Here is a 1,199-nt window from a genome sequence, read left to right as displayed (position 1 = left end):
CAGCCTTACTACAGTGAAAACAAAGGCCGCCCCTCACTTGATCCGCTTATTTTATTTAAAATGATGTTTATCGGATACCTCTATGGTATCCGTTCAGAAAGACAGCTTGAAAAAGAAATTTACTACAATATGGCGTACAGATGGTTTCTCGGATTGAACATAAACGACCCGGTTCCACACCACTCCACCATCAGCTGGAACAGACGCACACGCTTTAAAGATACAACCATCTTCCAAGACATTTTTGATGAGATCGTTCTTCAGGCCATCAATCATGACATGGTGGGCGGACGAGTCCTATTCACCGACTCCACACACCTTAAAGCCAATGCCAACAAGCATAAATACACAAGAAAAACAATTGCGCAGGATACCCAAAACTATATCAAGGATTTAAATGAAGCCATTCAAGAGGATCGGGAGGAACACGGAAAAAAACCATTAACAGCCAAAGAGGAGGTGAAAGCTGAAAAAGAGATCCGCCACAGTACAACCGATCCGGAAAGTGGCTATCTGTATCGTGAAAACAAACCAGAAGGTTTTTTCTATTTAGATCACCGCACAACAGATATGAAATACAACATTATCACCGATGCCTACGTCACACCTGGAAATGTCCATGATTCTGTGCCTTATCTTGACCGATTAGACCACCAAATCGCACGATTTGGTTTTCAAGTAGAAGCCGTCGCCCTTGATTCCGGATATTTAACGACTCCGATCTGTAAAGGATTATCTGACCGCCAAATCTTTGGTGTCATCGCACATAGACACACTTACATACTCAACAACTGACCGAAAAGGCTACCGGTCATACAAATCAAATCCTGAAATATGTTCCTCATGCCCACTGCTTGAAAACTGTACAAAATCAAAGAATCGGCAGAAAGTGATTACTCGACATGTATGAGAAGACCATAAAGGTCAAACAAAATCGCTTGTCTGTTTCAGAAAAAACCCTCTATAAAAAAAGAAAAGAAAAAATAGAGCGAAGCTTTGCAGATTCAAAACAGCTGCATGGGCTTCGCTATTGCAGGTTGAGGGGAAAACGAAATGTGAGTGAACAAGTTCTCCTCACAGCCGCATGCCAGAACATGAAGAAAATTGCCACATACCTAGCCAAGCAGGGCTAGGCATGTGGGAGCGCTTTTTCTGCATCTGAAACCTGATGAATATCTAAAGAAACTGTATAAAACCTG

At 42.1% G+C, this 1,199-nt stretch carries 1 pseudogene; it reads left to right on the top strand.

Annotated elements, in window-relative coordinates:
- A pseudogene (locus tag ACFUTU_RS21420) lies at nucleotides 1-1,133 on the top strand (IS1182 family transposase); the annotation flags it as partial.
- Between the last annotated feature and the right edge of the window lie 66 nt (nucleotides 1,134-1,199).

It is taken from the genome of Arthrobacter sp. NPDC057388 (genome assembly GCF_042668165.1).
Taxonomy (GTDB): Bacteria; Actinomycetota; Actinomycetes; order Actinomycetales; family Micrococcaceae; genus Arthrobacter.
Note: the sequence above shows the minus strand (reverse complement) of the source record. Positions and strands in the feature narration are given on the sequence as shown.